19 protein-coding genes and 1 tRNA gene are annotated in these 25,909 nt (G+C 59.0%); 6 read left to right on the plus strand and 14 right to left on the minus strand.

Annotated features, from left to right (window positions below):
• Positions 1-112 precede the first annotated feature (112 nt).
• The 4 genes from FJ425_RS23795 to FJ425_RS23810 form a co-directional block, all read right to left on the minus strand.
• A complete protein-coding gene (locus FJ425_RS23795) occupies positions 113-361 on the minus strand; it encodes a Trm112 family protein (protein ID WP_140544697.1) in 249 nt (82 codons plus the stop codon).
• 170 nt (positions 362-531) lie between these two features.
• The gene (locus tag FJ425_RS23800; RefSeq protein WP_140544699.1) at positions 532-1,203 is read right to left on the minus strand and encodes an LON peptidase substrate-binding domain-containing protein; all 672 of its coding nucleotides are present in this window, start codon (positions 1,201-1,203) and stop codon (positions 532-534) included.
• A 271-nt stretch (positions 1,204-1,474) separates the two neighbouring features.
• The gene (gene trxA / locus FJ425_RS23805) at positions 1,475-2,470 is read right to left on the minus strand and encodes a thioredoxin (protein WP_140726431.1); all 996 of its coding nucleotides are present in this window, start codon (positions 2,468-2,470) and stop codon (positions 1,475-1,477) included.
• A 138-nt stretch (positions 2,471-2,608) separates the two neighbouring features.
• Positions 2,609-3,103, minus strand: a complete 495-nt coding sequence (locus FJ425_RS23810; RefSeq protein WP_140726434.1) for a prolyl-tRNA synthetase associated domain-containing protein — start codon at positions 3,101-3,103, stop codon at positions 2,609-2,611.
• 262 nt (positions 3,104-3,365) lie between these two features.
• Between FJ425_RS23810 and FJ425_RS23815 the strand changes: the two genes are divergently transcribed.
• Positions 3,366-3,440: transfer RNA gene (locus FJ425_RS23815), tRNA-Gly, on the plus strand.
• Positions 3,441-3,728: 288 nt separating this feature from the next.
• Here the strand turns inward: FJ425_RS23815 and FJ425_RS23820 are convergent.
• Together FJ425_RS23820 and FJ425_RS23825 are read right to left on the minus strand one after the other, a co-directional pair.
• A complete protein-coding gene (locus tag FJ425_RS23820; protein WP_140726437.1) occupies positions 3,729-4,193 on the minus strand; it encodes a MucR family transcriptional regulator in 465 nt (154 codons plus the stop codon).
• A 341-nt stretch (positions 4,194-4,534) separates the two neighbouring features.
• Positions 4,535-4,852 carry a hypothetical protein gene (locus tag FJ425_RS23825; protein ID WP_246677992.1) on the minus strand — a complete coding sequence of 106 codons (318 nt, stop codon included), beginning with the start codon at positions 4,850-4,852 and terminating at the stop codon, positions 4,535-4,537.
• 388 nt (positions 4,853-5,240) lie between these two features.
• Here FJ425_RS23825 and FJ425_RS23830 point away from each other — a divergent pair, with 388 nt between their 5' ends.
• The gene (locus FJ425_RS23830) at positions 5,241-5,438 is read left to right on the plus strand and encodes a helix-turn-helix transcriptional regulator (RefSeq protein ID WP_140726506.1); all 198 of its coding nucleotides are present in this window, start codon (positions 5,241-5,243) and stop codon (positions 5,436-5,438) included.
• A gap of 394 nt (positions 5,439-5,832) precedes the next feature.
• Here the strand turns inward: FJ425_RS23830 and FJ425_RS23835 are convergent, their stop codons facing one another.
• The 3 genes from FJ425_RS23835 to FJ425_RS23845 form a co-directional block, all read right to left on the minus strand.
• Positions 5,833-7,752 (minus strand): hypothetical protein, encoded by a 1,920-nt coding sequence (locus tag FJ425_RS23835; RefSeq protein WP_140726440.1) that lies wholly within the window; start codon positions 7,750-7,752, stop codon positions 5,833-5,835.
• A 183-nt stretch (positions 7,753-7,935) separates the two neighbouring features.
• Positions 7,936-8,580, minus strand: a complete 645-nt coding sequence (locus FJ425_RS23840; RefSeq protein ID WP_140726443.1) for a hypothetical protein — start codon at positions 8,578-8,580, stop codon at positions 7,936-7,938.
• Positions 8,581-8,734: 154 nt separating this feature from the next.
• On the minus strand, positions 8,735-9,469 hold the full coding sequence (locus tag FJ425_RS23845) for a DUF4145 domain-containing protein (RefSeq protein WP_140726446.1): 735 nt from the start codon (positions 9,467-9,469) through the stop codon (positions 8,735-8,737).
• A 662-nt stretch (positions 9,470-10,131) separates the two neighbouring features.
• Here FJ425_RS23845 and FJ425_RS23850 point away from each other — a divergent pair.
• Complete coding sequence (locus FJ425_RS23850) at positions 10,132-11,295, plus strand: hypothetical protein (RefSeq protein WP_140726449.1); 1,164 nt, start codon at positions 10,132-10,134, stop codon at positions 11,293-11,295.
• A 24-nt stretch (positions 11,296-11,319) separates the two neighbouring features.
• Here the strand turns inward: FJ425_RS23850 and FJ425_RS23855 are convergent, their stop codons facing one another.
• On the minus strand, positions 11,320-14,145 hold the full coding sequence (locus FJ425_RS23855) for a DEAD/DEAH box helicase family protein (protein WP_140726452.1): 2,826 nt from the start codon (positions 14,143-14,145) through the stop codon (positions 11,320-11,322).
• Positions 14,146-14,150: 5 nt separating this feature from the next.
• A complete protein-coding gene (locus FJ425_RS23860) occupies positions 14,151-17,405 on the minus strand; it encodes a site-specific DNA-methyltransferase (protein ID WP_140726455.1) in 3,255 nt (1,084 codons plus the stop codon).
• Positions 17,406-17,526: 121 nt separating this feature from the next.
• Between FJ425_RS23860 and FJ425_RS23865 the strand changes: the two genes are divergently transcribed.
• Positions 17,527-18,357: a hypothetical protein gene (locus tag FJ425_RS23865; protein ID WP_210241703.1), complete on the plus strand. Its 831-nt coding sequence runs from the start codon at positions 17,527-17,529 to the stop codon at positions 18,355-18,357.
• Positions 18,358-18,529: 172 nt separating this feature from the next.
• Here FJ425_RS23865 and FJ425_RS23870 read toward each other — a convergent pair whose 3' ends face one another.
• Entirely contained in the window at positions 18,530-21,922 is a 3,393-nt protein-coding gene (locus FJ425_RS23870) for a TM0106 family RecB-like putative nuclease (protein WP_140726458.1), read from the minus strand.
• Positions 21,923-22,041: 119 nt separating this feature from the next.
• On the opposite strand from FJ425_RS23870, the gene FJ425_RS23875 reads away from it, so the two are divergent.
• Positions 22,042-23,952 (plus strand): hypothetical protein, encoded by a 1,911-nt coding sequence (locus FJ425_RS23875; protein ID WP_140726462.1) that lies wholly within the window; start codon positions 22,042-22,044, stop codon positions 23,950-23,952.
• 138 nt (positions 23,953-24,090) lie between these two features.
• Here the strand turns inward: FJ425_RS23875 and FJ425_RS23880 are convergent, their stop codons facing one another.
• Positions 24,091-25,023, minus strand: coding sequence for a hypothetical protein (locus FJ425_RS23880; protein WP_140726465.1), 933 nt, complete (start codon positions 25,021-25,023; stop codon positions 24,091-24,093).
• On the minus strand, positions 25,010-25,405 hold the full coding sequence (locus FJ425_RS23885) for a helix-turn-helix transcriptional regulator (RefSeq protein ID WP_140726468.1): 396 nt from the start codon (positions 25,403-25,405) through the stop codon (positions 25,010-25,012). Before FJ425_RS23885 ends, FJ425_RS23880 begins: the two co-directional genes overlap by 14 nt.
• Before the next feature lie 160 nt (positions 25,406-25,565).
• On the opposite strand from FJ425_RS23885, the gene FJ425_RS23890 reads away from it, so the two are divergent.
• Positions 25,566-25,907 carry a multiubiquitin domain-containing protein gene (locus FJ425_RS23890; RefSeq protein WP_210241704.1) on the plus strand — a complete coding sequence of 114 codons (342 nt, stop codon included), beginning with the start codon at positions 25,566-25,568 and terminating at the stop codon, positions 25,905-25,907.
• Positions 25,908-25,909: the final 2 nt, after the last annotated feature.

Here is a 25,909-nt window from a genome sequence, read left to right on the forward strand (position 1 = left end):
GGCATGGATTCCAGGGTCTCCGCGACGGAGCTCCGCTCCTGCTTCGCCCTGGAATGACGACGTAAGAACGTCCAGCCAATCTCGAAGGCCGCATGACAGCGCAAGCCCTGCTTCACGACGGCCCGCCGAGCCGGGGCGGCGGCGGGGTCAGCATGTCCTCGGCCGAGATCGTGCGCGCCTCGGAGGGCAGCATGATCGGGATGCCATCGCGCACCGGATAGGCGAGCTTCGCCACGCGCGAGACCAGCTCGTTGCGCTCGGGGTCCCAGGTCAGCGGTCCCTTGGTCAGCGGGCAGGCGAGCAGCTCCAGCAGCTTCGGGTCGACCGTGGCTTTTCGTCCGTCCCGTCCGTCCGCCGCCATCGCACTCTTCCCTTGTCCACTACACGGTCTAAGTGTGTTGAGATTCAGGTCAGGCCGAGTCGAGAACGGTGGCTTCCGAGAACCGGAGCGGAGCGTACTTAACGTACGTGAGCACCGGAAGCGCAGGAAGCTGCCGTTCGCAGGCCGGGCTCGCCTGAATATCAATACACTTATTGTAGACTCGAGCCAAACTCATCATCCTCGCGCGCCAGCGTCATCTCGGTGATGGCGATCAGCGTTTCGGCGCGCGTCTTCAGGTCCGGCGCTTCCAGCAGCGCCTGCTTCTCGGCCGGCCCGTAGGGCGCCATCATCGACAGCGCGTTGACCAGCATGCCGTTTTCGGCGCGGCTGACGCTTTCCCAGTCGGCCTCGAGGTCGTTGGCTTGCAGATAGGAGCGAAAAGCCTTGAGCAGCGCCGGCCGGTCGACCTCGGCGCCGGCCGGGTCTTCCTCGAGGTCGGCGAGAAACGGCGCGATCTTGCACTGCCGGAACGGCGCCTTCGCCGTGAGCTCCTGCACAATGCGAAACCGGCACACGCCCTGCAGCGAGATCAAATAGCGCCCGTCGCCCGTCTCGGCGAGCGAGATGATGCGCCCGGCGCAGCCGACGCTGCACAGTTCAGGCTCGCCGTCGTCGCGCAATGCGCCGTCGAGGCTGGGCTGGATCATGCCGATCAGCCGCGAGCCGGCCATCGCCAGGTCGATCATCTGCAGATAGCGCGGCTCGAAAACGTTGAGCGGCATGCGGCCGCCCGGCAGAAGCAGCGCTCCGGCGAGCGGGAAAACCGGGATTGCCGCCGGCAGATCCTTGGCAAGCCTGTAAAGTGCGTTACCGACGCGCACCGCAACCCTCCCAAAGCAACGCCGGCAAGCGTATCAAGCTGCAATCTCCTCTCGCACCGGCAAATTCGTCACGATCCGCATCCGGCCCCGCCCTTATCTGGCGCTGACGTCCCGCTGCGCAAGCCTGCCGGCCGCGACAGCCGGCAAAAATTCACGGCAATTCCGGGAAAACTATGCAGTTGGCCCGGCGACTTCGCCGCAGCATTCCGTCCAGAATTGCGCAAACCGAACTTAAAGCGGTTCGCCGGCCCTGTGAATTGCCGAAACCGTTCTACGAGAACAGCAGCGACGAGAGCTTGCGGCGTGCCGCGAGCGTCGCCTCGTCGGTCATTCCCCAGGCTTCGAACAGCTTCAACAGCTGCGCCCTGGCGCCGTCGTCGTTCCATGTCCGGTCGGCCTTGACGATCGCCAGCAAATTGTCGGCGGCAGCGTCGCGCTCGCCGCGCGCGTTCTGGATCATCGCCAGATCGAAGCGTGCCTGATGGTCGGCCGGATCGGCGGCGAGCCGGCGTTCGAGCTCGGCCGGATTGCCGAGCGCGGCCGCTTCCGCGGCAAGCGTCATCTTGGCGCGCAGCGCGGCCAGCGCCGGCGCGTCCTTCTTGTCCTCGGGCGCCCGGGCGAGCACGGCCTCGGCGCCTTCAACGTCCCCGGCATCGAACAGGATCTCGCCCAGACCCGCGACCGCCTCGATCGTCTCCGGCGCCTGCTCGAGGACCGCGTCATAGATGTCGGCCGCGGTCTGGACGTCGCCGGCCGTACGCGCCTCGGCCGCCGCGGCAAGAGCGTCGGCGATCTGCGGCGCGCCGCCGCCCTTGCCGCCGACCTTCTCGATGAATTGGGCGACCTGGCTTTCCGGAACCGCGCCCATGAACCCGTCGATGGGCTGGCCGTCCTTGAAGGCGATGACCGCGGGAATCGACTGGATGCCGAGCTGGCCGGCGATCGAGGGGTGATCGTCGATGTTCATCTTGACCAGCTTGACCTTGCCGCCGGCGTTCTTCACCGCCTTTTCGAGCTGCGGCGTCAGCTGCTTGCAAGGCCCGCACCATGGCGCCCAGAAGTCGACCAGCACCGGCTGGCGGCGCGATTCCTGGATGACGTCGGCTGCGAAAGTCGCGGTTGTGGTGTCTTTGATCAGGTCGGCCGCCGCCGGCGCGTCGCCGAGCGAAACTTTGGCGCGGTCGCCGCCACCGCCATATTGCACCGTCTGGGCATACTGGCCGCCATTGCCACCAAACGCGCCGCTATACGGATTTTCGTCACTCATCTTGTCGCCCTTTCGGTCACGCTCTCAGGCGTCGGCGCCCGGCGCGTCATTGTCGGATTTCGGAAACCGCCTTCCATGTGGCGATCAGCCCCCGAGTTTCAAGGCAATAAGGCTTTCAAGGCAGGGGCACTTTCAAGGTCATGAGACTTTCAGAATAACAGGATCATGGCCGGTTGCCTCGACGAATCTGATCAGGTCGGCGGCGGTGATCGAGGTCGTCGCCTCATTGGTCAGCGGATGGCCGTTGATGACGTCGTGGCTCATCAAGGCCTCGTCGAGCACGATCTTGACCTTGCCTTCCGTGTCGTTGACCAGGCCGAAAACGGTGACCGCTCCGGGGATGACGCCGAGCAGCTCCATCAGCATTTCCGGCCTGCCGAACGACACCCGGCCGGCGGCGCCGATCAGGTGGTGGATCTGCTTCAGGTCGACCACGGCGTCCTCGCCGACGGTGACGAGGAAATAATTGTCCTTCTTGTCCTTGAGGAACAGGTTCTTGGTGTGGCCGCCGGGAATCTCGCCGCGCAGGCCTTGCGAATCGGCGACCGTGAACAGTGGCGGGTGCCTGACCGTCGAGACGGAAATGCCGAGATCGGCAAGAAATTCGTTGAGCTCGGCTTCGGTCTTCGGCATCGGTCCTCGCGCGGTCAAAAAATGGGTCATGCCGTTTACGGCCAACCGTGCCGTCGGGGCAAGGCCGCCGACGCATTCCGGCCAAAGCGGGCGGCGGCGGCGCGTGCGGATTTGCGACCGGTCCGGCTTGGCGCCGCTTCGATGCTTTTGAAGTGAATGTCGCCGCGGGAAGAATTCGCGCCAAAAAAGACCGTCATTTCCCTGTTGCAATCGCCGCGCTCTTCGGCCATATAGGCGCGGCTTGCGGCCCAAGGCCGCGCGAGCGGGTGTAGCTCAGGGGTAGAGCACAACCTTGCCAAGGTTGGGGTCGAGCGTTCGAATCGCTTCACCCGCTCCAGTTTCCTCTAGGAAATTAAGCACTTAGATAAGGGCCACCAAGCGGTGGCCCTTTCTGTTTTCGGTCTGGTCAACACCTGGTCAACACCACCGATGAGGTTTTCTCTGGGCTGTCTCCGTGACGAGGCGCGAAATCTCCGCCGCCATGACAGTCCGATCCGGGTTTACTGACAATTTTCTAGCCGAGGGCCTATCGGGCGAGCCGATCGCGAGCGCGCACTACCGAGCGCTGTAGCGAGCGGTCGGCGGGTTCCTCGACCCCCGTCGCCATATTGGCGCGTCGCAGCGTTTACGATTTAGTCCGGGGGATGTTGGGCTTACGGGCGTTCTTTGCCATCGCTTTTGCCGGCACCTTCCGGCCGAGCCCACTCGATTTCGCCAAAGCCGACCGTTGAGCTGCATAGTTCGGCGCCACCATTGGGTAGTCCGACTTCAACCCCCACTTCTCGCGATATTCATCGGGCGTAAGGCCATAGTGGACGCCAAGGTGACGCTTTAGCGATTTGAACTTCTTCCCGTCTTCAAGGCAAACAATGTAATCCGGGAACACCGACCTCTTCGGATTAACCGCGGGGGTCTGGATCGGCTTCTCGAGTTCGACAGGCTGCCCGATTCTCGCGAGAGACGAGTTCACGCTTTCGATGAGATCAGGGAGAGACGCGACAGGTACGGGGTTGTTGCCGACGTAGGCGGACACAATGTCCGCAGTGAGCTCGATCAGTTGGCTCCGGTGATTATCGATTTCTTCCGACACGCGATATCTCCTGTCTGCGGCAAACCGAACCTCTTAGCCGGTTTTCCGAAAAACTCCAGTCATCGACCGAGCTTCCAACCGCACAAAGAGCAGAGAGGCACAGCCTTCTCGTTCTAGTTTACGAACCTAGGGTCAGGAGTTAATTTTCATCGGACGCCCCCTCCATCAGATTGGCGAGGGCCAAATCTAACCACAGTTGCCGTCCGAACAAGGCATGGGCCGAACGGAACCGCGAAGGCTTTTGCGTTTTGCTCTAGACGCGAAAATCGTGGCCGTCTGCCGGCGAGCGTCTGACACAAACCCGATTGTCGTCGCCACGGTCACCGATCGGCGCGCCAAGTTTAGATCGGTCGAGTAGTCCGTTCACTGCGTGCAGCAGCCTCGTCCGCCTCTAAGCACGCGATAAGCCTGGCCGCACCCTCCCAATGCACTGCCACATCTACGCGGGTCGTAGAGCGTCTTGGTCGGTACGCCGGCATATCTCCTGCAATGGCTTTCAAGTCGCGAAGAGCGGAGGCGATGTGTGGCCAAGGGAAATCTGTCGGATCGCCGATATCCCGGTCTGCTCCGACGATCATATCCAATTTAGCCACAATGCCAGCCAGCGAGAGGGCTTCAACCTCTGGAAGCATATCCTGAAGTTTGAGCATCTGGGTCATGGCTAGGACTTCTGCCTCCCGAGCGACAGCGAATCGGCGGATCTCCTCGGACGGCATCATGCGCGCGCACCCCACCACCGGGTCTCCCTCAGTCAATACCTGAATTGCGGTATTGCTGACAATTCTCGTCTCCAACCGCTGTTGTACCCGGCACAATACCGAAGACGCATGGCGGGCACGATGCCACTTGGCCCATAGGCCGACTGCGGGGTCGTGTCTTTGCGTTTTTGATGAGGCCATCACTCAATCCTCCAATTCGACGCGGCCAAGTCGTATCTGAATTTAAGATAACTGGAAATCAGATATAATTGAAGCCCTCATCTGAACCGGATGAGGCAAACCTGTGGTCAAAACGCTCGGTACTCCGCGCCACCAGTCGTTGATCGCAATGCTGGTTGAAAAGCGTGAGGCTAGCGGACTGACTCAGACCCAGCTCGCAACGAGGCTAGGCGAATATCAGTCGTTTGTAGCTCGGCTCGAAAGCGGCCAACGTCGCGTCGACGTAATCGAGTTTATCGATCTGGCTAACATCCTGGGGTTCGATCCTGCTGCAGCTATCAAGAGATTGTCAGCGGAGCCAAACTAATCGGTAGTGATGCTGGGCCGAGCGGCTCGCGAGCACGCCCCGAACGGCGCCGTAGCGAGCGAGCGGCGGCCTGGCGCCGCACGTTGCCCGTTCAGGTCAGGGGTGCCAGTTCAACTATCAGTCAGCGATGGCTGCGACCCTTGAGGTTGCATGCCTCGGGCTCAAACCAATCTGCAGGCGGAGCTGTCGCCAAACAATAACGGCCCTTATATTCAAAATCCCCAGAAAGCGGCCTTGTGAGGAACTGACCGCATCGAGCTTGTGGCGCGTCCCGCAGGTGGCATTCGCCGATATCCTGAGCCATTGGTAGGCTGGGACTTCCATGACTATACGCTGCGCTCCGGCAATGGAAAACGCGGTGGACGTCCAGGCTTCACCGCTCCAAGGATTAGGCCTATGCGGCAGGTGGAGCGGGCGCTTTTGGCCGACGTTTATGCGGAGGAGGCTTGGGTAACCCGAGCTTACCGATGGCACGTTCGATACGGAACCTGGCAAGGCCGGTGTTCGCCCGAGCGCGAGCCTGCATCTCGTTGGCCACCTTTGGGTACCAACTGATCTCTGGATGCAGCTCTGGATATTGAGGCGCGGCCTTAGATCGTTCCTTCAACGCGTTGCTGATCCAGTGCCACCCGGTCTTCGGGGAAGCTATCCACGCGTCGACAAAGTCTTTCACGGCAATGAGGGAGAGTATGGGAACGTCTTCGAACTCGATCGTCCCATTCCGAGAATAGCACACCTTCTCGAAAAATTTCCGACCGTCGGTTCGTACGACCTCCAGCAGGCCGGGCGTCAAGCCAGGGAGCCGCTTATCCAGTGCCTTGCCTCGGGCGTCGACCAGATAGTTGAACACTTCCCGAAAGTCGTCTTGGTAGTCTTCCGTCACCCAGTACGACACACCCGCCGACGAACCGTCAAAGCTCTCAAACCACCGGAAACCAGCCGGTCTGGGGGGCAAGCGGTCCTGTGCCAGTAACTCGTCGATATACGAAAGGGCAGCCTTCTTGACATCGCTTACAGTGGCCTTGGATAGCCTTCTGAAGGCCATCATCATCTTCAGGGCAACAACGTGAAGGAATTCGCCTGACTCCAGAATTTCCCGGTTGACGAACTGCTCTTCCATGCGCTTCAGGGCATCATCGACCACATCGTCGTCCAGCTTGTCGAAGTCGCTGACGAGTAGCCACGGTTGTGCATCCGCCTCCATCAAGAAATACGCGCTTGAATCGATCGACTGGCGGATGTGTTCGGTGACGAAGCGGCCCTCGATGAGCATTTCGATGAGGACGCCGTCTTGGAGGAGGGCGCTGCTCATGTCGACGGACGGGTATCTTAAGCTTGAATCGACAATGGGCGATGGCGGACCTTCACGATTCTCCCCGTTAATACGGTGATAGATCAACCGCTCACTCCGGCTGGTGAGGCCATCGCGGTTGAGGCGGCCCTGGCGTACCTCGATCGCGCAGGCCGAAAAAAGACGGACGAGTTCTGACATCGCTGCCTGGTTGCTCAGGTGGCGTTCCTCCAACACCGCCGTTAATCGTCCGAAGTCCTCTACGACGTGGCGCAGGATCCGGAGGGAATCGGTATCCGACTGCCTAAATATGCTGAGGATTTCGCTCCGCAGAGCATTCAGCTGCGGCGGTTCGTCGGCGCGAGCAAATTTCGCCACGAATGCCGCGAAGGCTTCTTTCACGTTCGGCTCAACGACCAGAGTTTGACCGAATACCTTCTCCTTGGCTTCCATAAAGTCCTGGACGATCTTGCTATCGTGCGCGATCACTACGACACGGCACTTGCGGTGTTCGACAAACCGGTTGATGAGGCCCAAGAGTATTTTGATGTCGACGGTGGAGCGCTCGAGGTCGTCGAGGATCAGGGGTTTCGACGTGTTCACCTCGTTCTTGATGAAGATATTTGCTAGGGCGGAGCTTAAACCTCCGGTCCCGATCGGTCCCCAAACTGGGATGTTGAGGGATATGCCGTCGACTTTCTCTGCGATTCTCTGGATCGCCGCTTTTCCAGGGTACATAGCGGCGAATATCTGTCCTTCGATCTCCTCCGGAGAATTCAAGCCGAAAAGAGATACGTAGAAGGCATGGCTCGTTGGTAGGGCCGCGGTCACCTGGTGTGTCTTGCCCGAACCCCAACCACCAGTGACGAGAACCGCATAACCTGGCTCCAGTCGGCTGACGTAGTAGGCGAGATACTGCTCGAGATGGGTCACGGGATCGCGGGCGATGGTTGTTACCGTGACTTCCTTTTCAACCTGGGCCGTCGGCACACCAGATTCTGCCTTTTTTCCTAAACCAAACATCCATCACCACGAAGCTACACGATACTCAGCTTTGACACTTTCAGTGACCGCATGGCCAGTAGAAATCGAAAGGCTACAGATCGCCAAGCGAAATGCGCACGCAACTCCATCGCTAACCTGCAGACCCATATCCGCCATCAATGCTTTGACTTGGCGAGGCACTCGGTCGCCAGCAAATCCGGTCTATTCTCTGATCGCGAAGACCTTGCGGGTTCCCGAGATCTGGCCATCCTTATCCATATATCCGTCGGAGGTCCGTCGGACTTCATCCTCTAGGAATCCATCGAAGATACCTGCAATCTCGGGCGGTGAGAAATGAAAGAGCTGTGTCTTGCTCTGCGTATCCGACGCAATCAGCAAGCCGTCCGGCAAATAAGCGCTCCCGGAAAGAATGCCGATGACGCGGGCGTGTAGCATCTTGTCGGAGATCATTTTAGGCGTTCGCCTCTCGAGACGACGCGCCGTCATGTCATAGTTGTTAAAGATCTCGCTCGCAGTGCGGCTTACGAATGGTTCGCGCCATTCCGCATCCTTCTTGACATCGATCTCATGAACCTCAAGTGGCGTCTCGCGAAACCGATCCGTCACCAGCCGGCATTCGATCAACCGTCTCATACATACCGCGGCAACTCCAACTGCCCGTTCCAGCATGTGATAGGGATTGTGCTCGGTCTCCGCCTCTGCCAGCACCTCGCCGAGATGAAGAATTATTCTGCGCCGCTGCTCCGCGAGCTCATTCTTCCATGTGTACGACTGCCACTCGGATGAGCCTACGCGTCCCAACTTCAGAGATTCCTCGATCCGAGCTTTCAAGTCCTGGTCCGACATCACCACTTCCATCGTCCATGTTTCTGTTCCCCTTCCATGATCGACGGAAGCGGGTATGCCGGGCAGTCATAGGCTTCGACACCTCGCGCAGCTTGCTTTGCGTTTTGGCCGGCATGTACCAGAAGCTGTCGTTCCACTTTCGACCCCTTGGCGGTTAAGGCGTCGTTTTCTTCGCAGCCGCGGCGAGCCGCTTTTGCTTCGCAGGAATGCTGCTCTTAATGCCCAATGCCTTCTGGCCGACTATGAAGGCGCGGTGGAGAAAAACCTCCAACGACGTCAGCAGGTCGGAAACTTCTCGGCTGCCGGGCTCCCATCCGCGATGCGCAGCGGCACTGCCCGCATCAGTGACGACGGCGAGGATGTCCCGCTCAGTTTGCCCGATCCATCCTCCGTTGCGAAGTTCGTCCAGCTTTTCATCAAATGTCTTGGCCGGATCGATGCCAAGAACTTCGGTCGCTCGGTCCAATGCGGTTCTGAGCCCGATTGCTGTGAGGATGTACGCCTGGTTATCGTACGCCACGTACATTTGGCTCAAGATATTGTGCAGCTGTGGGTCAGCCTTCTGCATGGCGTCGAACCATACCGGCTTCGTCTTGGCTTCCGGCTTCGGAAAGGTCGTGATCTCCCTCGGATTCTCGTACTGCTCCTGCCCCATCGCATCGTAGTAGCGATGTATATCTTCGCTGTTCCAGCTGGAGTTTTCGTAGAACACGGTTTCGCATCCTCGACATTCAAGCAGGGAGTGGTCCACGCCGCCGTTGACCGAATAGCCATGTTGCCGATCCTCCCAATCCCAAGGCTTGTAGATCGTTCCATGGACTTCGCAGGTGCGCTCACCATCGCAGGTGGGGCAGTGCGCCTTTTTTGTTGCTTTCGGTGCTTTGGCCATAGAGCCCAATAGCAAACACGAACCAGTTTTTCCAACGGTGAGCGAGCAAGTGTCGGCGCAGCCGAAGTCCGCTTCTATGGTCGGCCGCTCTGAAGCCGCTTAGTTCCCTTCAGCTCCAACTACAGTCATTCCGAGAGGCCGGCGGAGTTGGACGGGAACCGATCCGAATTGCGGGGCGATTTGCTTCTGCAAATTGCCAATTTCCACACCAAAACAATCCTTTGACAGTAAACGACACATTGCCTCGCAAACTCGCAATGTGCGGAAGGCAGAGAATAATCCAACAAAAGCAACCAACCAACCGATGCGCAATGTGCGCCCTTTTATCTTGCCATCGCTCTTTGGTCGGATCTCGTAGCCGTGTCTCGATACAACCAAACCTCGCTCTGCCCCGCAAAAATGTCCGGCTGCCCCCTTTTGCGCGAGGAACTACGAAAGGAAGCAAATCGCTTCTTGAGCGTCCTGCTGATGCTCACCAAGAGCGCCGCTTCAGCTGCAGCCGATCTGCAGCCGTCTTGATGATGTAAGCGCATTCCTGACGCTATCGAGGGCACGTAGGAATTGCCAGATTTGACCTTAGATGGCACTGGCCGGCCTGTCATATCGACACTGCGAAGGCGTGCCAAAAGCAGCCTCGTTGAACAAAATGGAGGTAAGGCGACGTGTGGCAGAACGACATTCTTGTGTTGCCTGACGATCTGATTGCGTTCGCATGGTCTGCACCGATGCGGGACTTGGCGGCGAAGCTCGACCTGTCCGACGTCGGGCTGAAGAAGCTGCTGACGCGATGTGGCGTTGCATCGCCGCCGCAAGGCTATTGGAACAAAATCCGTGCCGGAAAGAGGGTGCCAGCACTACCCAAGGCGCCACCGCGGCGCCCCGGTGAATCGGGCCGAGCAAGTGTCGATGCCCGCTTCTCAAAGGTTCTGACGATTGCAGCCCCTCTTGCATCCAATGGGCCATTTGCATCCGCTCTGGTTCCAGAAGACCTCGACGAACTCCACGCACAGGAATTTAAGGCGATTGGCAAAGTTTCCGTCCCACAGACGTTGGACAGGCCCCACAAAGGGCTCGTTCAACTGCTAAAGCAGGAGCAGCGTCGCCGCGACAAAAATGCAAAACGCGAGTGGACCTTTGACGAACCCAGGTTCGACAATCCACTGGGCAAGCGGCGGCTGAAAATCTTCAATGCGCTGTTTTTGGCGCTCCGCAAGCGCGGCCATGACGGTGATGCCTACGAGCGCGATGGAGAAATTCACGCGCGAGCAGGCATCGGCGACACCTATCTTGGTTTGGACATTGGAATAGTCGGCAGCCACCGCACGGTGCGTCAGCAGGGGTACCTGCGGCCGGCGCCGGATCTGCCAGCATCAACCCCACTTGCCCTGCGGATCGATCCGGGTTTCGACCGCAAGAATACAGTTTCTTGGCAGGACGACGGTGACGGTCAGCTTGAGTCAAAGGTCGCTGAGATCGCGGCTGCGATCATCGTGGCTGGCGAGAAGAAGTTCCGACTTAACCTGCGGGAAGCCGAGGAGCGTGCAGAGCGGGAGCGGATTGAAAGGGAGAAGCAGCGCCAAGAATGGCTAGTCCAACTCAACCAAAAGCGCCTGCAAAACCTGCGGACCAGTGGAGAGTTGCTACGTCAAGCGGAGGACATTCGCGCGCTTGTCGAGCGCGTCCGTCGCGCGATCGATGAAGGTTCAGCAGACATCGATCCCTCGGCACTGGAAGCCTGGCAACGTTGGGCACTCGCAGAGGCTGATAGGATCGATCCGGTGCGGTCTGGTCAAATTCTAACGCACCTTCAGGAGCCGTCATTCTGACAAGCGCCCAGCAGATCGCGGCCATCAAATCGTGGAGTCATGGGTTACTGCGTCATTGCGCCCACCCAGGGCAGCATTGGCGTGCTCGGTGATAATGTCCTGCATATCGCTGGGGTTGAAGGCGACGTCCCAAGCCCACTGGCCAAACCCACCAGTCTCATTGATCGACTTGACCCATTCATTTAGTGCGTCGCGTTTGGCCTTGTTTTGCGCGCTATCCGTTCCCTTGATTTCGAGCGCCAGTGTCTTGCCGCTTGACAGTCGCAGAAGGAAGTCGGGCACGTATCTGCGACGCGAACCGGCCCACATGTACTGAATCTGGAAGCCCAAATGATCGTTTTTGGCATAGGCGACTACATCATCACGGTTTTCGAAAACGTTAGCCGCATGACCTTCCCATGAGGAGTCCCCGACGAGGTGGCTGATATGTGACTTGATCGCCGAAAAGCAGGGCTTGGTCGTGTACCAGGTCCGCATTTGACCGGTAGCGCCTATAGGGTTTTCCTCGTCAAAGACCGGGGTGAGCCGTTCCGTGTTGTGCTCGCTGACGTAGCGCAACACATGTTGAACGACGAGATCGATATTTAACGCGATGAGAATCCGTCGACGGAGAGGATCGGAATGGAAGAGTGACGGGATATCCACCAGCTTGGAATTCAGGAAGCACTCAACGATGCGAACCAGCTGCGCGGCAAGATACTCCTCGGTTCCCGAGAAGCTGTGGCGCAGTTCAGCGAAGCCTTTCCGTGCTGCCTGAAATACCAATCTCTGCAGCCGGAAGCCATCCGGAAGGCGTTCGAGGTCGATTGCAGTGACTTTGCCCATGTCCGTCGCACCGCCCAAGGCCGGCGCCAGATCAGCGCTGATGGGGGTTGAGGATGGGTCAAGCACGAGGGCCGGTACATTGCCCCATGCCATGGTCAACTGAGGCTTCACCACGGTTTCGATACGCAACACGTTGGGCCACTTTATCTCGAAGCTCGCCCTTTCTGGGACGACTTCGATCTGGGTGGTCGGCCTGGGAGGCGGAGGCGCGTCGCCACTTTCTCCCGTTTCGGAAATGGACAGCGGGACGCCGAAAACGTTCACGTATTCTGGCAGGAATAACCCATTCTCGTCGGTATCGTAGGAGACCCGGCGTAACCCGCGGCCTACGACCTGCTCGCACAGCAACTGCGAGGTGAACGCGCGCAAACCCATGATGTGTGTCACGTTCTTGGCGTCCCAGCCCTCGGACAACATAGCGACGGAGACGACGTTCTGCAGGTCCTGGCCCGCAGCCCCGCGCTTGCCGACGTTATCCACGATCTCGCGCAGCAGTTCTTCCTTCTTCATGCTGAGAAGCTGCTGCTTTCGTGTCTCCGGTAGGTTCGCGGCCTCGATGATGCCCTTCAGCCTGTCCTCGTAGTCCTTGTCGGATGTAGCGGCTTCGCCGATCTCCGCCTTCTCAAGCACCTTTGAATCAACGCGCAACGTCTTGTTCGGGGCGTGCAGCTCCGGCCAGTGCGAGTCGCCCTTGTTAAAATAGTGCTCGACCCGAGCTGCCGTCTCGGTGCGGTTGCATACAGTCAGCATCACCGGCGGGGTATGATGCCCTGCATCTCGCCACTGCCTCTGCGTCTCGCGCCAGTCGGCGCCGAGAAGCGTATAGGCATCCTGCACCAGTTTCGGCAGCGCCTCGTGCGGCTCGGCCCTGGCCCTGTTCAGATCCTCGGACACCGCCGGATCGCGGTAGATGTGATAGAGTTTTGACCGCAGCGTCCTCGCGTCTGGCAGCGCGTCGTCCCGAACTACAACGCGCGGTGTCTTGACGAGGCCAGCCTCGATCGCATCGTTCAGCCCAAAATCAGAGACGATCCAGTCGAACAGCGCCGTGTCCGTACTCTTCTTACCGGTCGGTGCAAAGGGCGTCGCCGAAAGGTCAAAGCAGCGCTGAATGCGACGTGTCTTGTGGATGCGATCCAGTCCCTCGATCCAGCGCGTCGCTTCCTCAAGATCGATACCCTGTTCGGCCGCCTGCTTCTTGCTAATCTTCACCTCGGGCGGCTTGCGGTAAGCATGGTGCGCCTCGTCATTGATGACGATGATGTCCTTGTACGGGGCAAGCTTGCCGAGTACGCGGCGCGTGAATGCCTCATCGGACTCTCGGCCCTTCTTCACAACGGACCGCTGCTGATCCTTAAGTGGCATCAGCGTGTGCCAGTTCTCGATTAACACCTCGGCCTGGTTCAGCTTCTGCCGCAGCGCCTCTGATGGACACAGATTGAATTCGTCGTAGTAGCTGCCGTCGCTTGGTAGCAGCACCTGCAGGCGCTCTTTCACCGTGAGTCCGGGGGCCACGATTAGCACAGCACGGCTGAAGTCCTTGTTCCGTTTTGGGTAGGTAAGCGCGTTCAGCACCTGCCAAGTGATGATCATCGCCATCACCGTGGTCTTACCCGCACCCGTCGCCATCTTGTTGCAGAGCCGCTCCCACGCGCCTCCGTCATCAGGGATCGCGATACCCTGCTTGAAGGCTTCGGCGCCTTCCACCCACCAGATTAGGGTCTCAATCGCCTCGAGCTGGCAGAAGTAGAACGGATGCTGGCGAGCCTCCGCGTCGTGCCAGTGCTCTAAGAGCTTCCGGGTGACGATCGTTATGCCAGGCCAGCCCGCCTCACGCCAGACGTCCACACGGGCGCGGATGGTGTTGACCAGATCCAGCACCTCGGTCCGTTTGGTGTTGTTGCGTGCGTCAAAGACCTCGTAGCTTGCAGAGCGGCGCTCAGGCTTGATCTCGAGCTTGCCGCCCTTACCTTCGACCCAATGCTGCGCCGGGCAGACGAAAGGCGTATTGATGATGAGGGACATAGGTTTCAGCCCTCGAGCGGAATGATCTTAAGGGATTCGATCCCACGGTCATCCACGATCTTCACGGCAATACGACGGTTGTCGCCCGCCGCGAACGGCAACGACAAAGTGCCGTGGAATTGGTCCAGAAGGTCCTCATCGAGTTCAGAGCGAATTGTCGCCTTCAGCCGGTTCCAACCACCCTTTGCATCTGCCATGGGAAAGAACACTTGACGCGGCATCAGTGATCGCTGGTCGTAGTCGGTGTCCAGCGACCACATCGCGATCTGCTTCTTACCGCCGGACACCAAGTCGCCCGCCTTGGGATCGAAATAATCGAAGCCGTTGACCTCGACCTCCCACATCCCGTCCTCGCGGTGGCGCAGTTCCACATCCGGTTGCCCCATCAGCCAGAAGGATTGGTTGGATGACCGCGCCTTCTTCAGATCTTCGGTCAGCAGGTCGATGTTCATATGCGCCTTGAGTAACGTCACGCCGGGCCAGTTAACCTCTTCGATGTCCTTGGCCGCTTCCGGATCGAAGGCGAAGGCACAAAATAGGATGAACTTCGGTGCCGGCCTGAGGGTTTCGGCCTCTGCCAAGGCGAGTTCCACCTGTCGCTGTTCCAGAGCCGCGTGCTCGGGACCGAAGCTGATGACGACCCGCTCACCTGTTTCGGACAGCGATCCGCTTGCGTGGATATACTTCAGCCCGGGCAGCGTCTCAAACTCAGCGAAGCTGAGCATAGCGCCGCCCTTACCGCGAACGCCGGTTTTCAACAACTCGGCGCGCCACGACGACTGACGCGACGTCTCGCCTGCGCGCGCGATGCTGTCATCGGCTTCGATGGGCGGCAGGCTGTCATTGAGCGACAGGACAGTGGGCGCTGGCACGGCCTCGACCGAAAACGGGCCAGTGATGCGCAGGCGGTTCCGGTCAATCCGCGGTTTGTCGTAGAGAGTTTCCTGTTCCGCATGGTCAGCGATGCTCTCGTCCATGCGCCGCTGCATCGCCTGGCGGGCGGCTTGGAAAGCGTCGAAGGGCGCGCGAGCGGCGCTGGGCCAGTCATCGGACCAGTCGAAAGGAACCTCCCATTCTTGGAGCGTCTCGCCCGCGGCAAAGTCCACCGGTTTGCCTTTGCGCACGCCCTGCGCGGGTTTCAGGGCCCTTGGTGGCTCGGCGGTTAAGGCCGCGTTCAGGCCCTCTAGCGCCGCCTCAATCTTCGGGTGATTTTCCTCAAAGATCGTGTCGATGTCGGGATTGTTGGCGATGCTCTTTAGAGTGACATGAGGGACGGTCTCGTAATCGAACCCCCCCGTCAGTCCCTCATGCGGGTAGCGCAGAGCATAGTACTCGAAACTGGCAGTCATCAGCCGCTGCTTGGCCAATGTAATCGCCACACGCGAGGTGTCGCAAGTGATCCAGCGCCGCCCCCATTTCTCGGCGACAAAAGCGGTTGTGCCCGAGCCGCAGGTTGGATCAAGCACGAGATCACCGGGATCCGTGGTCATGAGCAGACAGCGCTCGATGACTTTCTGGTTAGTCTGTACGACGTATGTTTTTTCATCCGTAAATGCGCCCGTTTGGGTATCCATCCAAACATTCGAAATCGCCATCACGGGGAAGTCATCCAGGTAGCGCAAATAGGCAATTGACGCGGTAGAAGGCAAAGCTAGGCGTCCCGCTTTGCCCAGACGCTGCACGCCCACTGGATGATGGCACTTCCAATGGGCGTTCTTCTTCCACGGATCGAACTCTGCGCCCTGAAAAATGAACTCCTGAGGATCAGAGGCACGCCCCTGGGAGAAAAGGTTGTCATGCCGATAAATCATTGAATCGGCAGGGGTGAAGCTTGGGTCGGCCCGTTCTTGAGTAGTGAGCACGCGTCGGCGGCCATCGACCTCCAACAGTCGTGTAAAGCGACCACCGCGATCATCGGCAAGTGACTTTTCGAGGTAGAGCTGCCGGTATTTCAACTTTTGTAGATCTCTTGCATACCAGATAATGAAGTCTGCAGATCGAGAAAGATTACTGCTCGTAAATGCGCTAGTTGTCTTAAAGGGTATCTCCGCGACGAAGTTCTCCTCGCCCATTACCTCTGCAATAACTGATCGTACGCGATGAATATTCTCATCCGAAATCTGCACGAACACCGATCCGCTATCATGCAATAGGTCCTTAGCAAGCACCAACCGGTCGCGCAGATAGGTAAGGTATGAATGAATGCCCAGCTCCCAGGTATCACGGAACGCCTTGATCATCTCGGGTTCCTGGGTCAAGTCCGCGTCGGAGCGGTCCTTGACGTCACGCTTGTTGGTGAAAGGTTGAAAGTTCGACCCGTATTTGATCCCGTAGGGTGGATCGATGTAGATCATCTGTACCTTTCTTGCCATGCTCTCCTTGGTGAGCAGAGAATTCATGACCAGAAGGCTATCGCCTGCCACCAGGCGGTTCGACCATCCCTTTTCATGGCTGTAGAAATGGAGGGCCTGCCGCAGCGGTAGGTTTTCGAACGGCGCTGCGAATAGGTCGGGCTGTCGCCACTGTGCTCCCGCATCCTTACCTTTCAGCCGCCGAGCCGCATTGGCCAAGATTGTTGCCGGATCTACGCGCTCATGGACGTGGAGGGAGACGGTATCGACCTCGAACGACGTCCGCTCCGCCTTGCCCGACCAGTTGAGGTAAGGCTGCTGGAGTCGTTTGAGCTCGGTTAGAGCGCTTTTCATCCGCTGGAGGTCGTCACTGGCCAACGCGTCGTCGATTAACTTCTCGATCCCTGCCCGAGCGCTGTCGAAGTTCAACACGGGATCCAGATGCGGGTCATACGCCCATCCGGTCTTGTCCCCGTCAGGATCGGTCCCGGCATGGACCATTCCGACTTCGGGGTTGTTGACCCGCCTCTCGCCATGTCGATAGCTGAGCACCTGGAGCGGTTCTCCCGACCGACGGGCGCTCTTCTTGATAGATTTCGACCTTTGAGTTGGTGCTGTTTCTTCGGTGGGTATCAGTTCGAACCCGTCATCTTCATCCAATCTTTCCGCGCCGTCATCGCCCTCATCATCGTCCATCGCTTGCTCAACCATCCGGAATATCGATCCGCCTCGACCACGTCCCCGGCCGAGGATCCCTTCGCCCAGCAGGATGTCGCGAGCGCTGATATAGTCATCCTCAGACAAGCTAGGGACATGATCGCGCAGGAGTGCCAACAATGCGCCATTGTTTATGGACGACCCGTCTTCGGGTGTCAGCGCAAGAATCAACTCGGTCAGGCTGTCAGACATTTGCGACTCTTCAGTATTTGCGGGATGCTTGTTTTTCCATGACCGTACCGAGTCAATCTTCTATTTGCACGCGCGAATCCCCTTAGTACTCAGATGCATTAACAATCGAACTGGATGAGCCATGCTGTACGATCGGATCATCAAGCAGGGAACTATCAACGAGCCGGGCGGCAAACCTGACCCGCAATTTGCCCTTCCGTCGACAGTGAACTGGATGCATGCGCTGCGCATCCTTATCCAAGACAGTGGTCTAAACTTCACAGCCGCCGATGCCTTTTACGCGCGCCTGGGGAAACGCAGCATGGACACTTTGGTGGAGAACACCGTTCTTGAGCAGCTTTTCCTCGGGTTGCATCATCTGTCAGCTCTTGAGCAATTCCGATCAGGCACGAAAACGTCAGACTTCGCGCGCGTCGGAATCCTTGCTTGGTACTACGGCATTGCCAACGCTGCCAGCGCCATGACCGCCGCGCAGTCCGGGTCATTTCAGGAGGACCACACCGGTACAGCCCGATTGTGGGATACAGAAATCGCGAGCCGTGGCCTAGCGATGGAGCCATTCAACTGGCGGGTCAGCAGCCTCGTCGAAAGGACGTACAAGCCGGAGATTGCAGCATACAAGGCGGGCAGTGCCGGGAGGCTTTTGATAAAGCCAACCACCAAATCGGAGGCCTTAGGCGTTGCGGCCGAGTACCTTTCGGGATCTGCCAACTGGCACGCATGGCGGGCCAAAGAAGAGATCATGAATACATCAGAATTCAAAACCCTTGGAGTCAAAGATTTTCGAACGAAAGCTGCGCAAGCGCTTCGAGACGGGCGGTTGGGTCGGAAGAGCGTTGGCTTCATACACCAAGCATCCCGATATAGAGGAAAAGCTAATATCGTGAGGCGCTTTTCCTCGCGTACGGATCAAGCACCGAAACACTTCTCACGGGGTTCACTGATGATCTAGCCGTTGTCTTGCGCGGTTTCCTGGCTATGGCTGGCGCCTTCGCGGGGCGAAAAATCGGATCTCGCCTATGGTCAGAGTTCGTGGTCGATGTTGATGCGAAACGTTCATTTTCGACCAGTGCGTCGGATATTTGGGTCTAGTTCAAGTTGACGGCCCGGGGTCATCTAGGAGCCTATGGTTTGACCATATCTGCCATCTCCAGATAGCGGCAGAAGCCGTTGGCCAGCTGCATCTGGCGCGGCGTCCGACATTCTGGCTCGAACACCTCCGGATTAGCCACGAGAATGCACAGTGCCTTGGCGCGAGAGGTGGCCACATTGAGGCGATTCGCGCTGTAAAGGAACTCCATACCACGCGGGGCATCGGCATGGCTGGAGGTCGTGATGGAATAGATCACGATGGGCGCCTCCTGTCCCTGGAACTTGTCAACCGTCCCTACCCTCGCGCCGGGGAGGCGTGCTTGGATTTCAAAGACCTGCGCGTTGTAGGGCGCGATAACCAGGATGTCGTCCAGGTTAAGCGGCGCCTCATTGCCTTCGCGATCGCGCCACCCTGCGCCCGAGGCAAGAATCCTTTGCACCATATCGCTAATACGGTCGGCCTCCTGCGGGCTGGAATTCTGGTTGCCGCTGTGCTGGACCGGAAAATAGCGGAGGCCGTTCCCGCCAAGCGGTCCGTCCATCAGGATGGCCTGGTTTTCGAGACCGGGACGGGGCAGGAGGCGACTTTCGTAAAATAGCTCCGAGGTGAAACGGCAGATGTCGGGGTGGAGGCGCCAGGTCTGTTCGAGGAACAGGCCCTCGTCCTCTGCAATAGTCTGCCGTCCGCCAAGAAGGTGGTCGAGTGCCGAGACCTCCGTACCCTCGGGGTGCGAGCCCTGCATCGGCTGCTCAAGCTGTTGCGGATCGCCCAGCAGGACAAGGCTGGCTGCGGCCGGCGATATGGCAAGCACGTTGGCGAGCGACATTTGCGCGGCCTCATCTACGAACAGCACGTCGACGAGGCCAGCCGCGTCGGGCCGGGCCCACAGGAACCCCGTGCCGCCGAGGACGTGGTAGGCGCTTGCAAAGGCGCCGAGAGCCTCAGGGTTCTTCGTGGTGAATGTGAGGTGTGGGACATTGTCTTCCGCATCCGTGACCTTGTGCAGGCACTGCAGGTCGAAGTCTTCCTTCGCTGCTTCTTCGGCGGTCTTCACGAGCAGATTGCGAATGACCTTGTGGCTGTTGGCGGTCACCCCGACGCGAAGGCCGGCCCTGACCAGCGCAAGGATCGCGTAGGCGCCGGTATGGGTCTTGCCCGCGCCAGGCGGTCCTTGGATGGCGAGCACCCCCTGCAAGGCCGGAACGAGGCGACAGGCCGCATCGACCGCGCTCTCGCCCGGCTGGCGCAGCGCCGCGCCGCCGGCATCGGGTGGAAGCCGCAGCAGCAGATCGCGCGCGGCCTTGTAGGCGCCGAGACCGCCGATGCCATGATCGGCCACGTACTCACCGATCTGCACCAAGGACTCGGCCAGAACGCTTGTGTCGATGTAGGTATGGGCAAAGACCGCTTCGGGGTGAAAACCGGCAGTGTCGCCCCTCTTCTTGACGTCGATAAAGCGATGTTCCAGGTCGACGGCCTCGACTTTGCCAAATCGCTCGCCGCCGACGCTGCGCAAATCCTCCCCGCCACGAAACTCAGCGTCCTGCTGGGGAAATCGATAGCGGTGAATAGGGGCCTTGACGGTTCCGCCCACTGTGTCCACGAACTCAAGGCCGGCGATGCCCGCCCGCTCACCCTCGAGTTCGTCGGCGGATAGCGCCGCCAGCCGGAAATATTCCCACCAGATCGCCTTCTCTTCCCGGCGATGCCAGTCAAGCGTGTTAGCCAGCACGTAAAGCGCCTGCTGCTGAGCGTTGCGCTCTGCGGAGTCTACCGGAATGCCATCAGTTAGCACGGCCACCACTGCATCGATCCGCGCCTGCCAGGCTTTAATATCCGGGGGAGCATCTTCTCCAGGCGGAGCCGGCCGGGGAATCTCCACGCCTGAGGCGACCGCGTCAGTCCGCAGACCCTCCAGCCAGTCCCGAAGCCGCTCCGTCGAGATACAATCATCCTGGTTGTAGCCCGTCACGACGGCCCGATCATCCGCATTGATTCCGCCTGCATCTCCGAGTTCCAGACAGGCCTGAATCTTGCTCAAAGCATAGTTGGCTTCGGGCAGTGGCACTGCGCGCGCGAACTCGTAAAGCGGCTCCAGCTTCTTGATGGAATAGCTCTCGACGCTGGCGCGGATGGCGTGGCGAACCACCGCGTAGAGATCGACCAGGACCTGCCCGCGCAGCAGTGAGTCGATCTCTTCCTCGCGCGTGGCATAGCGCCCCATGAGGCGTTTGAGCGCGCCCGGCTCATAGGCCGCGTAGTGATAAATGTGCATGCTGGGATAGTGCGCTCGCCGCTCGATCACGAAATCGACGAAGCGTTCAAAGGCGGCCTTTTCATCTGCCGGCGTGAGACACCAGTCGGCGACGTTGGTGAGTACGCCGTCTGCGTCTTTGAAGGCATAGCCGAACAGATATTCGAGGCCGCCATCGCCGACGAATGGGTCGCCTTCGAGATCGAAGAAGATGTCGCCGCCGTCGGGCTCCGGCAGGCGGCACAGCCCAAAGCCCGGTTCTATCGGCAGTGCTTCATGAAGCAACTGACCGGCTGCGCGCCCCGCGACCTGGATCCGGGCCTGCTCCCGGATGCGATCGTAGGATGAAGCGGCGCCGCGCTCCGGCTTCCACGGCATCGGAAGGGGAAGCTCGGCCATCGCGGTCATGGTGGTGACGTCGTGGCCGGCGAGCTCACCGCGCTGCACCGTCGTGATCCCTGCTACAAGGGAGAGGTGATCATCCTGGTGGCGCTGATCGTCGCATCGCGCCCGCCAGCGGCAGATATCGCAATGAGCGACCGGCTCCGGATAGGTGACGCCGTTTCCGTTCAAGGACGCAGCGAAACGTTCCCGGACATTGCGGTAGTAGGCAGCATAGTCGCTGATCCGAAAGACCTCCGGTTCGAAGCCAGTGAGCGGCGCGACAACGTAGGCATGCTCTGGCACGAGGCCCTGCACCTGCCCGACGAGGTCGGAATAGAGGCAGAGCTGCAGCACCGTCCCGCCCTTGGTCTCTCGGGCGAGCTTGGTGTCGACGACTTCATAGGACCAGGCGCCGAGATCGCTTGGTGTCTCGACGCGTCGGAGGATGTCGGCCCGGCCCGTGAAGGGCGGTGCGCGCAGAGCGGCTTGCACAATGATCTGCGCACCGGCGTGCATCGCCTCGATCGTGGCGGCCAACGAGCCGTCATCCATGACCTTGCCCTCGATGACCGCGACCGTAAAGCCGGAGGCCTGTAGGTGATCGACATAGGCCGCCTCGTGCACGGCGCCGCGCTGCTGCAGTATCTCGAGCAGCGGGTCCCAGATCTTCGGCTTTTCAAGCGCGCCGTCCGCAACCTGAAGGTCAAGCGCCGTCAAGTGACCGCAGTTCAAGTGGCCAACCAAGTCGGAGGCGCTAAGCTGTAGTTCGGAGCCGATTCTCAGCATAGACAAAGTCTACGCAGATTGGTGACAGCCCGGCAATTGTGCCGGAGCAGAGTTTACCGCGCAACCGTTCGCATGGTTTGATGTGGCCGACTAACTATTCGACACAGTTCGGTTGCCAGATGACAGTTCGTGAAGGCCATTCACATCTGCGCGCAAAGTTCGGTACCGATCGCGCCGAGCTTGTGTATGGGCAGCAGTCTGATGGCAGCCTGGTACACATCTCAATGGCCGTCCGCGGGCTCCGATGCGATTGCGTCTGCCCCGGGATGTGCGGGAGTCGCCTGATAGCCAAGACCTTGGCAGAGACGCCACATTTCGCGCACCATCATCGCGATGCCTGTGGCGGAGGTCCCGAAACTGCCCTCCACAAACTAGCCAAGCAGATTGTCCAGGAACGCCTTCTCTTGTTCGTCCCGAAGCGGATCGCGAGCCATGGGAATGTCGAACGGATCCTGCCAGGTCGAGAAAGAATTGAACTCGAGTCGGCAACTCTCGAATTCCATGACCCGCAACAGATAGTCCCTGATCTCTATGTCACCCTCGACGGACGAAAGCTGTTTGTAGAAATTGCGGTGACCCATCCTTGCGACGAAGAAAAGATTCGACGCATCCGCCAACACGGCATTGCGGCGATAGAAATTGACCTTTCGCACATAGCCAGGGATGCCGCGCCAGAGGTGGTTGCCGACGCCGTAATCCGCTCGGCCCCCCGCAAATGGCTGTTCAACGAGGCGATCGACAATGCTGTTATAGAGCTGCAAAAAGAGGCTAATGCCGCACGACTCGCTGCTCAGAATAAACTGACAGCCGACGCCCGACAGAAAGCCCGCGCCTACGACATTGCTCTGCGCTCAAGTCCGAAACCTCTGCCCATATCGACCATCGATGTCTTGCGCGGCATCGGCCTAGACAAACACATCGGGATAGAGGTTCCCGGGCATGCCTGCTTCACCACGCATCCCACCAACTGGCAGGCTATTGTTCTCGCCGACGTCCTGTACGGAAAGGGACTTGGAAAGAAGCTGCCAACAGCACTTTCGGTGACAAAGCACCTTGTGAGCAAGGGCCTTGTCCGCCCGGAATTTAGATGGATCAGCAACGACCTTGGGGCGGCCGTCGAGGCGCTAGACAACCGCTTCGCCGCCCCATGGAGAGCTGTGGAATTCTATCTGAAATATCTTACGGGAATTGGCGTCGCGCTGGATTGGAAGCACGGTTTCGCGCTGTCGCCAGCTATAGTCTCGTCCTGGTTCGATTGGGTCATGGAAGAGATGGGCAGGTCTGCCGCCCGAAAGGGGATAGAAGAAGCGGTAGGATGGCTTCTTGACCAACTGCGCGACGAAGAGCGCGACGGTATGACGGTTGAGGATTGGCTGAGTGTGACCAATCCGGAGACTGCTGAACCCTACGCTGCCCTGCTGGAAAGCACGCACACGATGAAACCAGTCGAAGCTGAGCTGCGCGCCATCGTTGGCCTTTTCAACGGTACTCGGACTGATGTGCGTGAACTTCTGGGCCTTCCGATTGCAAACGAATGCGATCGTCGCCTAGCTGTGATTACTGCGAAGGAGGCGGAGAAGAAGGCCGGAGCGGCTGTGCAAGCTGAGACGATCAAGATCAATCGGCAGAAGGAACTTGCAGAGTACGCCAAAACGGTGCTTGACGACCCGGGCCTATGGCTGAACCAGGCGCATCCTGATCTCGACGGACGCTCGCCTTTGGAAGCCGCGTATCATGGCTATCACGCTGCCGGGAAGGCGCGGGGGATCCTTTCCGCGATCGAACGCCGCCAACAGGCTGACCGTGACAGCCTAGCCGAGGCAAATTTGTGGCGCCAGAAACTGCGCAAAGCGGTTGAACAGCGATTGAGTAAGGAAGATGCCGAGTTATTCTTGAACGACCGAGATGATGACTACAATCGTGCGACGGCCATCATGTTTTGCCGGGACGAGGGGAACTATCGAACGGTCCTTCGCAAGCTAGACGTCTGGGTCAACGCGTTCGGTTCTAAGCGAAACCGCCCATTCTAAACTTCATCGCAAAGCGTCCGAATGACTTGGCTCTGCGTCGGAGAAATGACCTGGCCCAGAGGCAATTGCATGTTCTGACCTAATGCCCTTTCACGAAAGCGCCTTCGCCGTAGTGAAATTGCGTTGAAGTTTGGCAGGTCATGCCGGGCCGAAACTTGGCGGCAAAATAATCGTCGAGGCTGTCAGCGCTTTCGTCGGATACATGAGGATCAGAACGTTGTGCTTCGTGTCGAATGCCTCTGCTAGGCATTCGTGCGGACTGCCGTTCCTGTCCGGGATCGATAGCGACACGGGCGCCGTCATCTTGCGGCCGATCGGCAGCACCGGCCCCAGCATATGATTGAGGGTGATCTTGGTGTCTGACGGTCGCCCGAACTGCGCGACGAACGCCGGAGACGGTTCGATTCGCCGGACAAATGCTTCAGCGCCGTGGCCATTCGCCAATTGGATCGGTTCCAGGATGTAGACGACACAAGCTCGATGATTTGTCCGGGCAAACTCGCGTGCTGAGGCGTAAATCGACGCGCCGAATTTCTTTGCGAGGTTTATGGGCGTCTTAATGTCGAAAGGACAGTCGGCGGCGTGCCGCGCATAGGTGTCGCCTTTAAATAGGGCGAAGCGCGCGAAGTTGTTCGCCTCGCGCTCGAACTGGTCTGCGATTTCGGGAGCAAGGGTCTTTTCGCAATCCTGGAAGAAACGAAAAAGCTTACGATGGGTTGGCAAATCGTGATGTGCGGTTTCGTGTAGAGTTAGGAACGTCTGCTTCGGCTTCGCGACCGTGTTGTCGATGTGAATCAGGCTCTCAGCCGCATCATAGAGGCCAAACACTTTGGCAACCGCAGATTTGATTCGCACGCCTGCGTCAGCGGTTTTGCCTCTCACATAAGCGATGATGGCGGCGGCATCGAACAAGCTTGTAGGCGCAAGCCGCACTTGGGCGGCAGCGAGAATGTCATTCAGCGGCACGGGAAATCGATCCCAGGCGTCTGCGCGGTCGAGAAGCTTGCGCGCCCGCTCCTCGACGGCGCGAAGGTCTTCGGGGTCGAGGCTACTGTCGTCAGGCTTTGTCACCCGGTCGTTTCCTACTTCTTATAAACTGGAGATATTGAATCATTTCAGCTTCTTCTTCTGCTGAAAGATTATGCTCCGCGAAAGTGGCCACCCTCCCATGTCTTTGGCTGTCATCGCGCGTGGTTGGTGACGTCAGGTATCCTGCCATCTCCATCAGCTTCTCGAAGCTTATGGCATACAACTCAGCAAGCGCGTGCAAAATATTCGGCGACGGTTTCTGAATCTTATCGTTTTCAATTTGGCTCAGATATGCGTTCGATACTTGTTTGCTCGTCGCCTCCTCGACCTCGCGCAGAGTCATTTGTCGGTCGGTACGAATCGAGACAAGATACTGTCCTAGCGTCGGCTTTACGGCACTTTTTTCGTCGATCCGAGTTGGCATAGCAGCGTCCTCCTACAACGCTTTGTTCTCCTTACGATTCTAGCAGCCGCCGCTCATGGCGTCAAGCTTGCAAAGTTTTTGCTTGATATCCTTAGCATGCTATGTCATATGTGAAACCGAGGCGGCCGTGGTGGCAGCCCCATTCTCCAAGGAGAACACAATGACTGAACACAATGACATGAAGGGGGACGACCCCGGCGTGGAGGAGGTCCTCGACGAAATTGCCGACCTCGAAGAATACGCGAAGCTCGGCAAGCGGCCGCCCCTAGCCAAGGGTTACCGGCTTCGTGTGAACGGCGAGGCTTTCGTCGTTTATGAACCGGAGCCAACCGGCCGCGCAATTCTGACACTCGCTGGTCTAATCCCCCCGGAGGATTATACCCTGCGGGTCAAGCTCGCGGGCGAAAAGCTGCGCAAGGTCGAGCTCGATGAGAAGATCGATCTGCGCCACCCGGGCGTCGAGAAGTTCAAGGCGCTGCCGCGCGACCAGACGGAGGGCTGATC

The organism is Mesorhizobium sp. B2-7-2, from assembly GCF_006440775.1.
In the GTDB taxonomy this organism is placed as follows: domain Bacteria; phylum Pseudomonadota; class Alphaproteobacteria; order Rhizobiales; family Rhizobiaceae; genus Mesorhizobium.

Bases quoted from the DNA above. Each gene is read 5' to 3' on its own strand.
- FJ425_RS23795 (WP_140544697.1), bottom strand. From the start codon at position 361: ATGGCGGCGGACGGACGGGACGGACGAAAAGCCACGGTCGACCCGAAG.
- trxA (WP_140726431.1), bottom strand. From the start codon at position 2,470: ATGAGTGACGAAAATCCGTATAGCGGCGCGTTTGGTGGCAATGGCGGC.
- FJ425_RS23810 (WP_140726434.1), bottom strand. From the start codon at position 3,103: ATGCCGAAGACCGAAGCCGAGCTCAACGAATTTCTTGCCGATCTCGGC.
- FJ425_RS23825 (WP_246677992.1), bottom strand. From the start codon at position 4,852: ATGACCCAGATGCTCAAACTTCAGGATATGCTTCCAGAGGTTGAAGCC.
- FJ425_RS23830 (WP_140726506.1), top strand. From the start codon at position 5,241: ATGCTGGTTGAAAAGCGTGAGGCTAGCGGACTGACTCAGACCCAGCTC.
- FJ425_RS23835 (WP_140726440.1), bottom strand. From the start codon at position 7,752: ATGTTTGGTTTAGGAAAAAAGGCAGAATCTGGTGTGCCGACGGCCCAG.
- FJ425_RS23840 (WP_140726443.1), bottom strand. From the start codon at position 8,580: ATGTCGGACCAGGACTTGAAAGCTCGGATCGAGGAATCTCTGAAGTTG.
- FJ425_RS23845 (WP_140726446.1), bottom strand. From the start codon at position 9,469: ATGGCCAAAGCACCGAAAGCAACAAAAAAGGCGCACTGCCCCACCTGC.
- FJ425_RS23855 (WP_140726452.1), bottom strand. From the start codon at position 14,145: ATGTCCCTCATCATCAATACGCCTTTCGTCTGCCCGGCGCAGCATTGG.
- FJ425_RS23860 (WP_140726455.1), bottom strand. From the start codon at position 17,405: ATGTCTGACAGCCTGACCGAGTTGATTCTTGCGCTGACACCCGAAGAC.
- FJ425_RS23865 (WP_210241703.1), top strand. From the start codon at position 17,527: ATGCTGTACGATCGGATCATCAAGCAGGGAACTATCAACGAGCCGGGC.
- FJ425_RS23870 (WP_140726458.1), bottom strand. From the start codon at position 21,922: ATGCTGAGAATCGGCTCCGAACTACAGCTTAGCGCCTCCGACTTGGTT.
- FJ425_RS23875 (WP_140726462.1), top strand. From the start codon at position 22,042: ATGACAGTTCGTGAAGGCCATTCACATCTGCGCGCAAAGTTCGGTACC.
- FJ425_RS23885 (WP_140726468.1), bottom strand. From the start codon at position 25,405: ATGCCAACTCGGATCGACGAAAAAAGTGCCGTAAAGCCGACGCTAGGA.
- FJ425_RS23890 (WP_210241704.1), top strand. From the start codon at position 25,566: ATGACTGAACACAATGACATGAAGGGGGACGACCCCGGCGTGGAGGAG.